The sequence below is a fragment of the Natronomonas sp. genome (genome assembly GCF_036625485.1).
Lineage (GTDB): Archaea > Halobacteriota > Halobacteria > Halobacteriales > Haloarculaceae > Natronomonas.
On sequence record NZ_JAZKTR010000116.1, the window covers coordinates 1 to 7,703 of the forward strand.

8 protein-coding genes are annotated in these 7,703 nt (G+C 64.9%); 6 read left to right on the forward strand and 2 right to left on the reverse strand.

From position 1 onward, the window contains the following. A partial coding sequence (locus V5A53_RS11035; protein ID WP_332313666.1) for an ABC transporter permease occupies positions 1 to 1,183 on the reverse strand: 1,183 nt, incomplete at its 3' end. Between the two features lie 292 nt (positions 1,184 to 1,475). Between V5A53_RS11035 and V5A53_RS11040 the strand changes: the two genes are divergently transcribed. From V5A53_RS11040 to V5A53_RS11055, 4 genes are all read left to right on the forward strand, one after another. Then, positions 1,476 to 2,477 (forward strand): ABC transporter permease, encoded by a 1,002-nt coding sequence (locus V5A53_RS11040; RefSeq protein ID WP_332313667.1) that lies wholly within the window; start codon positions 1,476 to 1,478, stop codon positions 2,475 to 2,477. Positions 2,478 to 2,533: 56 nt separating this feature from the next. After that, positions 2,534 to 3,262, forward strand: coding sequence for a hypothetical protein (locus V5A53_RS11045; protein WP_332313668.1), 729 nt, complete (start codon positions 2,534 to 2,536; stop codon positions 3,260 to 3,262). A gap of 95 nt (positions 3,263 to 3,357) precedes the next feature. Further along, complete coding sequence (locus V5A53_RS11050) at positions 3,358 to 4,170, forward strand: enoyl-CoA hydratase/isomerase family protein (RefSeq protein WP_332313669.1); 813 nt, start codon at positions 3,358 to 3,360, stop codon at positions 4,168 to 4,170. Positions 4,171 to 4,539: 369 nt separating this feature from the next. Continuing rightward, positions 4,540 to 4,962, forward strand: coding sequence for a universal stress protein (locus V5A53_RS11055; RefSeq protein ID WP_332313670.1), 423 nt, complete (start codon positions 4,540 to 4,542; stop codon positions 4,960 to 4,962). A gap of 15 nt (positions 4,963 to 4,977) precedes the next feature. Here the strand turns inward: V5A53_RS11055 and V5A53_RS11060 are convergent, their stop codons facing one another. After that, positions 4,978 to 5,613, reverse strand: coding sequence for a response regulator (locus tag V5A53_RS11060; protein WP_332313671.1), 636 nt, complete (start codon positions 5,611 to 5,613; stop codon positions 4,978 to 4,980). Between the two features lie 330 nt (positions 5,614 to 5,943). On the opposite strand from V5A53_RS11060, the gene V5A53_RS11065 reads away from it, so the two are divergent. Together V5A53_RS11065 and V5A53_RS11070 are read left to right on the forward strand one after the other, a co-directional pair. After that, positions 5,944 to 6,294: a CHY zinc finger protein gene (locus V5A53_RS11065; RefSeq protein WP_332313672.1), complete on the forward strand. Its 351-nt coding sequence runs from the start codon at positions 5,944 to 5,946 to the stop codon at positions 6,292 to 6,294. A 60-nt stretch (positions 6,295 to 6,354) separates the two neighbouring features. Continuing rightward, the gene (locus tag V5A53_RS11070) at positions 6,355 to 6,918 is read left to right on the forward strand and encodes an NUDIX hydrolase (protein WP_332313673.1); all 564 of its coding nucleotides are present in this window, start codon (positions 6,355 to 6,357) and stop codon (positions 6,916 to 6,918) included. Positions 6,919 to 7,703 lie beyond the last annotated feature (785 nt).

Consider the following 7,703-nt stretch of genomic DNA (forward strand, 5'->3'; position numbering starts at 1 on the left):
ATGAGCCACCACGCGGGTCGAGTACGTCTCGGAACCCGTCACCCGCCCGCTTGAGTGCGATGACCGTCACGCCGAGTGTGAGGGCGGGAAACGCCGATATCCACCACGCGGTCGTCGAGCCGTAGAAGACCCCTTCGGCGATTGTCATCCCCCACGATTGGAAGGAGGCGTGGAACCCGATGAAGGCGAGTCCGGCCTCGGTGAGGACGAGGATCGCGATCAGATGGAACGCCGCCGGAACGACGGTGTTGGTGACGTTCGGGAGGAGGTGACGCATGAGGACGTATCGGTCACGGGCGCCGATGGCACGGGCGGAGAGGACGTAGCCTTCCTCGCGGCGCTGGAGCGTCTCGCTGCGGACGATGCGGGCGATACCGCCCCACGACAGCAGGCCGAACGCGACCAGCAACATCGCCATCGAGTTGAGGAAGAACATGTAGGCCACCATATATATGAGAATCGCGGGAATGCTGATCTGTGCGTCGACGTAGGCCATCAGCGCGTCGTCGAGCCGTCCCCCGTAGTAGCCGGCGACCATGCCGACGATGGTGGCAAGCGGGACGATGAGGCCGAGCGTGACGACCGAGAGATAGGCGAACGGACGAGCGCCGACGACCAGCAGGTCGACCACGTCGTAGCCCCACTTGTCGGTCCCGAGCGGGTGGGCCCACGACCCGCCGAAGCCGACCGGCCGCTGGAACTCCTCGACAACGCCCTGGGTCGGCGACCATATCGAGGGCTTGAACCCGGTCATGGTCGCCCACAGCGAGACGGCCAACACCCCGAGGATGAACACCGCGCTGAGAAGCGTCGGGAGGTTCCGCTTGAGACGGCCGAACAGCCGACTTCGAGTTCGGCCGTTCCTCGCGAGCGGGACGAGCCCGTAGGCGGCGATGGCGGTCGTCGCGAGCATGAGGAGCCAGTCCTCGTTGCCGATGCTCCACCGCAGGAACAGCGTCGAGTTGCGCTGGGTATGGAAGTAGACGTACGCCACGGCAGTCAGGAGGAGACCGGCGACGAGGGCGATGCGCTGGGCTGTCAGCAACCCTTTCGAGCGGTCGACCTCGCTCCAGTCGATCGCCTCGAAGGCGGCGGTCCCCTCCGTGTTGGTGGTATCGCTACTCGGGGGTAGGTCTCGGTTGGCGTCACGACTCGAAGCCTCGTCTCGACTGGCGTCTGTCATGGAGGGCGCTAATCGTTACTGATAGCACCGTATCATCCGTTAAGTGTTATGGTATGTCACCCCACATGAACGTCGCCGACCCCGTCGAGACCGGGTGAGACGCTGGATTCGCGTAGGGGGCCGACATCGGACGAAAACTTCGATGCGAACGCGCTCCTCCCCTCCCTACTCGCTCCCTCCGGTCGCTCCTTGAGGAAGGGGACTCCGCGCTACCGAACATTTGAAATACCGCTACGGGGAACATCTACGACGGCATGCCCTCCAGTACCACACAGGCCGGTGGTGGTTCACCATGAGCCTCGCGCGGCTCATCGTCGAGCGGCTGGCGCTCGCCCTCGTCACCATCTGGGCGGTCCTCTCGGGAATCTTCTTGCTGTTCGTCGGCACGGAGAATTGGTATCTCGGGACCATTCTCGCTCGGGTTGCACGGAGTCCCACGACGGACGCGGAAGACGTCGAGGCCGTGAAACAGGAGTATCTGGCCGAACGAGGGCTGGATGGTGAGTTACACGAACTCTACGTCGACTGGATGGCCAACATGTTCACCTTCCAGTGGGGCCAGTCGTTCGACCACGGCGTCGACGCGCTGCCGATGGTGCTGAGCGGGACGGCCAGAACCGCCGCGTACGTCCTGCCGGCGATCCTGCTTGCAGTCATCGTCGGCCTCGCAGTCGGTCTCTTCACCGCGATGAACGACGGCTCGTTGAGCGATAGCACGACCCGAACCGTCACGTACGCCGGGATGGGGATTCCGAACTTCTGGGTCGGTGCGGTGTTGCTCACGCTGTCGGCCAGCGCCGCCGTCATCTATCGGCCCGTCTTCCTGACCGGGATGTCGGGCCAGCCGGAGATCGCGGTGACGGAGTGGCCCGCCCTGTACTCGTACGTCCTGCCGACGCTGCTGGTCGCGACGACGTTGCTCGCGGCGGTCGCCAGTTACGCCCGGGCGTATTCTAAGCAGTACTACGCCGACGACATCACGAAACTCGTCAAGGCGAAGGGTGGCGGGCGCGTGACCATCGCCAAGCACGTGGTTCGCAACGCCGCCATACCGCTCGTCTCCATCCTGTTCACCGAGACGCTCGCGCTGATCGCGCTGTCGGTGTTCGTCATCGAGGCCGTCTTCGCCATCGACGGCATCGGCTCGCTGTTCTACAACGCGATCTGGACACAGGACCTCCCGATCGTCATGGGCAGTGCGATGGTGTTCGTCACGCTGGGCGTCGTCGGCAACCTCCTGCAGGACCTCCTGAACTCCCTGCTCGACCCCCGGGTCGACACGGCCTCGCTGTAGCGAGCAGTGCGTCCCGAAGCCACGCACGTTATCATGTCCGACCCTCTCGACACAGTATGGCTCCGCTGAGCGATCTCGATGTCGATATCTCGGACGTAGATGCCGTCGCGGCCAGACGAGACGAGGTGCTCGCCGCGGTGCGGGAGCACGCCGGCCGCGTGGCCTACAATCTCGCGCGACTGCAGGGCGGCGATTACGGCCAGCGGTCCTTCTCGACGGAGCGGGGCGAGTGGACGGTCAAATACGAGGCCGGTGACCTCGAATACCTCCGATACAAGCCACAGGGCGGCGGCGAAACCTACGTCGTCTCGACCCAACAACCGGCCGAACCGGAACCGCTCGCGCGAGCGCTCGCCGATTACGAGGCGTTCGTCGAGTCCTACAACGACTACGTCGACTCACTGGATGGCATGCTCGACGACGTCGACGACGGGTTCCCGCCGGTCGAATCGACCGATACCGTCGTCGACGAACGGGACCGCATCGTCGGCCGCGTCGAGGAGGCCTGCAACACGATGGCTGGCGAACTCCAGCGTTACGAAGGGACCGAATACGGTACCTATTCCGCACGGGTCGCGTCGACGCGCTGGGAACTGAAGTGGGACCTCGACGGCGCGTCGTATCTCCGCGTCGGCGGCTCCGGCGGCGTCTATCTCGTCTCGCAGTACGGCCCGCCGTCGGCGGCCGACATCCGCGAGTACGCCCCGGCGTTCGGCGGGTTCGTCGAGGCCTACAACGACCACGTCGCAGACCTGGAGTTGGACCTGGAACGAATCGAGCTGTAGAACCGTACCTGAGCAGGCCGCCGACCGTCCATCTCCGACAAGCCAGTATCGCTGCCTCACCAGAGCTTATGACAAGACACGTCGAACCCTACGGTATGAGTTCGGATACACCAGCTACCTCGACCCGAGAGACCATCGAGACGGACCGGACCGGCTACGTCGGCCGGATCACCCTCTCGCGACCCGACGCGATGAACACCTTCAGCACGAAACTGGCCCGGGAACTCGACGACGCGCTCGTCGAGTTAGACGAGGACCCGGACGTCCGGGCCATCGTCGTCGACGGGGCCGGTGACGTCTTCTCGGCGGGCATCGACGTCTCCGAGCACGCCGACCACGAGTCGAAAGAGGCCTACCGGGAGTGGGTCGCCCAGATGGAAGAGCCGTTCCATACCGTCGTCGAGATGCGCACGCCGGTCGTCGCCGCAGTTCATGGCCACGCGGCCGCCAACGGGCTCGGGCTCGTAGCGGCCTGTGACCTCGCCGTCGCCGCCGAAGGGACCAAGTTCGGAGCCACGGCGCCGAAAGTGGGACTGTTCTGCATGGGCCCGGCCGTGCCGCTGATGTCATCGATTACGCGCAAGCGATACAACGAAATGCTGTTGACGGGCGAACTCATCGACGCCGAGACGGCTCTGGATTGGGGCCTGATCAACCGGGTCGTCCCCGAGGGCGAACACGTCGATAGAGCCATCGAACTCGCCGAACCCATGGTCGAGAAGAGCCCCGTCGGCATCCAGATGGGCAAGCAGGCCATCACCGCGATGGCCGAACTCCCCTACCACGAGGCCATCGAGTACTCGAACGAGCAGTTCGCCGAACTCTGTACGACCGACAACGCCCGCGAGGGCATCGGGGCGTTTCTCGATGGCGAACCGCTCGGCGCCGAGGAGTGGCCCGAGGACTGACATCTTCCCACGGCTAAAGGCGTGGGGTTCCCCAACTGGGGGGTAAGTGCCCCCCTGCTAAATCGGAGAGCCCGCCAGTAGACATCCGTTTGTCGACGCGAACGGTACGGCCGCCACTTCAGTAGCGTTCGCGGCCAAGCACCCACGTCAGGGGCGGCTGCAGAACACGCCAAAGCAGGTGTCTTCTGGTCCCGCTGGAGTGCGAGGGTGATCTGTCTCGAGGCGCACCCACGATCGAACACATCGGTTTTCCGCTCGCGACCGTCGCGCTGCTGATCGAATCGTCGCGGTCAGGCACCGAGCGGTGACGGGGGAGAGCTGTAAGCTCCCATCGATACGCTTTCCGTCCGCGTCCGCCTAGACACGAGCATGGAGTATGAACGCGTACTCGTCGCGACTGACGGGAGCGAACACGCGACCGACGCCGCGGCACACGCGTGCGATCTCGCGAATCGCCACGATGCGACGTTGGACGCGGTGTACGTGATGGATACCGAAAACGCCGACATGGACGTCGTCGATGCGGAGACGCTCAGTTCGGAACTCCGGACGCGCGGGGAGGCCGCACTCCAAGCCGTCGTCGAGACCGCCGGACCGTTCGATATCGACGTGGAGACGATGCTCCTCGAGGGCGTCCCCTTCGAGGAGGTGCTGACGTACACCGAGGAAAACGGAGTGGACGTGATCGTGGTCGGTCGGCGAGGGCGGTCGGAGTACAAACGCGTGCTGCTGGGGAGTACGACCGACGCCATCCTGCGACACAGCCCCGTCCCGGTGTTCGTCTGTCCGTAAGTAGGCCGTCCCTTCTCAGGCCGTCCCTTCGCCGTGTGGCTCCATCTCGACGCTGATGCCGCGGTCGATGGCGACCTCCACGCTGGCGACGGCGGCGGCGTAGCGCTTGTAGTGGTCGCCGTCGGGGTTCAGCGTCTCGTGGGCATCGACGAGGCCGGCCTGCTGGAGCGCGTTGAGCCGTCGATAGATCGTCGTCAGCGAATAGTCGGTCACGTCGGCCAACTCCCGCGCGCTGTACTCGCCGCGGGCGAGAACGTGCAAGCAGTGGCGGGTCTTCGGGTCGCCGAGCGCGTCGAGGACGTCGTTGTCGGGCGGCGACGGGTCGAGCAGGTCCGCGACCGTCTCGCGGAGTTCGTCGCCGTCGACCGGCTTGACGAGGTAGGCGTCGAAACCCATCTCGACGATATCTTCGCTGGGTTCGACGCCGGTCAACATCACGACGCGGCAGTCGTAGTCGCCGTCCTGAATCCGTTCGAGGACGGCATCGCCTGTCAGTTTCGGCATCCGGCGGTCCAGCACCGCGACGTCGACGTCCTCGTCGATTGCCTCCAACGCCTCTTGGCCATCGTAGGCCGTTTCGGTCGTGTAGGAATCGGGTAATCGCGCCGCGTGGCCGTCGGCCAGCGCCGGCTGGTCGTCTGCGAACAACACTATCGGTTCGTCCACCATCGTCCCCCTTGCGTCCCCGTGCGAAGCCACCACACATATCCCTTGCGGGGCGTCTGACGGGCGTCAGACGGGACAACGTGGCCGGAACGGAGCAGGATGAAACGAACCGGTCGAAGGAGGGACGGGAATGTCAAAGGTCCGGAAACTTCGGGGGTGGGGACGGGTGCAGCATCCGCGCGGTGTGTCACGGACGCTATCGCACCCAGGGAAAAGCCCAATCGGGTCCCTCAAAACCGTTTCGGCGGTTCACGGCGGAAACGCCTCGTTACCGGCGGCGAATCGTATAAGCGACTGGCAGCCACACCTGCATACGTGCAGGTCCACGGCCACGAGGTCCGCGGCGTCGGCGTCGACTCGGAGACGCGGTGTGCCCACTACGGTACCGAGCGCGACGTCGTCGCGATCAAGTTCGCCTGCTGCGAGACGTACTATCCCTGTTTTCGATGCCACGAGGAGGTGGCCGACCACGACATCGAGAAGTGGCCGGTCGAACGCCGCGACGAACCGGCCGTCCTCTGTGGCGCCTGCGGGACCGAACTCGCCGTCCAGGAGTACATGGGCGTCGACGCCTGCCCCGCCTGCGAAACACCGTTCAATCCCGCCTGCGAGAACCACTACCACCTCTACTTCGAGGGCGTCGCGGAGATGCCTGACCGGCGATAGGCGGCCCGACTCCGGCCGGGGACGGCCGGTGTTTTTGATGGTCGCCGACGGACTGACAGTATGGACGACAGCGACGATGCGGACGCGGACCTCACATGGGAGACGCTCGCCGAGGAGACCGACTACACCTGCCCGGGGTTCGACGTGGTCCGCGACGAGGTGCGCCTGCCGGACGGCACCGACACGGAGTTCCACTACGTCTCGGAGCCGCCGTCGGTCGTCATCCTCCCCTTCACCGAGGACGGCGACGTGGTCGTCATCGAGGAGTGGCGACAGGCCGTCGACCGCGTCAACTACGGCCTGCCTGCCGGTGGGCTGGAATCCGAGGACGTCGATATCGATGCCGCCGCCAAGCGGGAACTCGCCGAGGAGACCGGCTACGAGGCCGCCGCGATCGAACACCTCGCCACCTACGAACCGGCGAACGGCCTCTTCGATTCCGTGTTCCACTACGTCGTCGCCCACGGCTGTACGCCGACCGCCGAACAGGACCTCGACCACAACGAGTCGATCCAGGTCGATACCGCGTCCTTCACCGATTTAAAAGAGCGCGCGCTTGCCGACGAGTTGCGGGACGGCCGCTCGGCGCTGGCGATCCTGCAGTACGCCCTGCAGACAGCGTAGGACGATCCTATCGTTGTGGAATCGGCAGGGACCCTCGACCAGCGACGCGAACCGTCCTCCCGAAGACGCCCGGACGGGACGCCTGTACGGTAACCGAGCAATGGAGGCTGTCGGGAAGCGAATCGGTTCCCGATTCGAACACGGCCGGAACGATGATCGTTCCTTGCGTGTCGGCGTTTCGGAGTTCCACTGTCGTCCGGCGAGTCCCCCCTCGAGTATCGTAGTGGGTGGAGAAGTCCTCCCACTGACCCGGTGGTTCGATGCGCACGTGGTGGTTAATCCGACCATCGTACGTAGCCGGCGGCCAGATACGAAACCGGAACCAATCGAGACGATAGCCCTCGTACGGCTCGTCGGATGCGATACCTCCGATGGTCGAATTGAACGCCAGATGTATCGCCAGCGGGCGGTCATCTCGCCGGATTATGCGGTCGACCTCGACCGCTGCGTATCCGATTCCGTCCGTATCGCCGTCACGCGGTGGATACCGCCAGAGAAGACGCGGGGTACGGTCGTTCTCTACGGTGGTCTCGGTATCGAGACGTGTCGGCCCCGTTCCCGGAACCCGGCCGCTACAACCTGCGATAGCTCCGGAGACGGCCGCCGCGCATCCGGTAAGGACACGTCTCCGTGTTACGCGGTCGTCGCTGTCGGAAGGCGTGGAGGGCATCGGACTCGTTGATAGCGTGTTGCCACAGCGCCAAAACAGTCCCGGGAACCGAAGCCTCAGACCATCGCGTCGTCGCCGATTTCGGGGTGTTCCTCGACGAACTCGACGAGCGCGT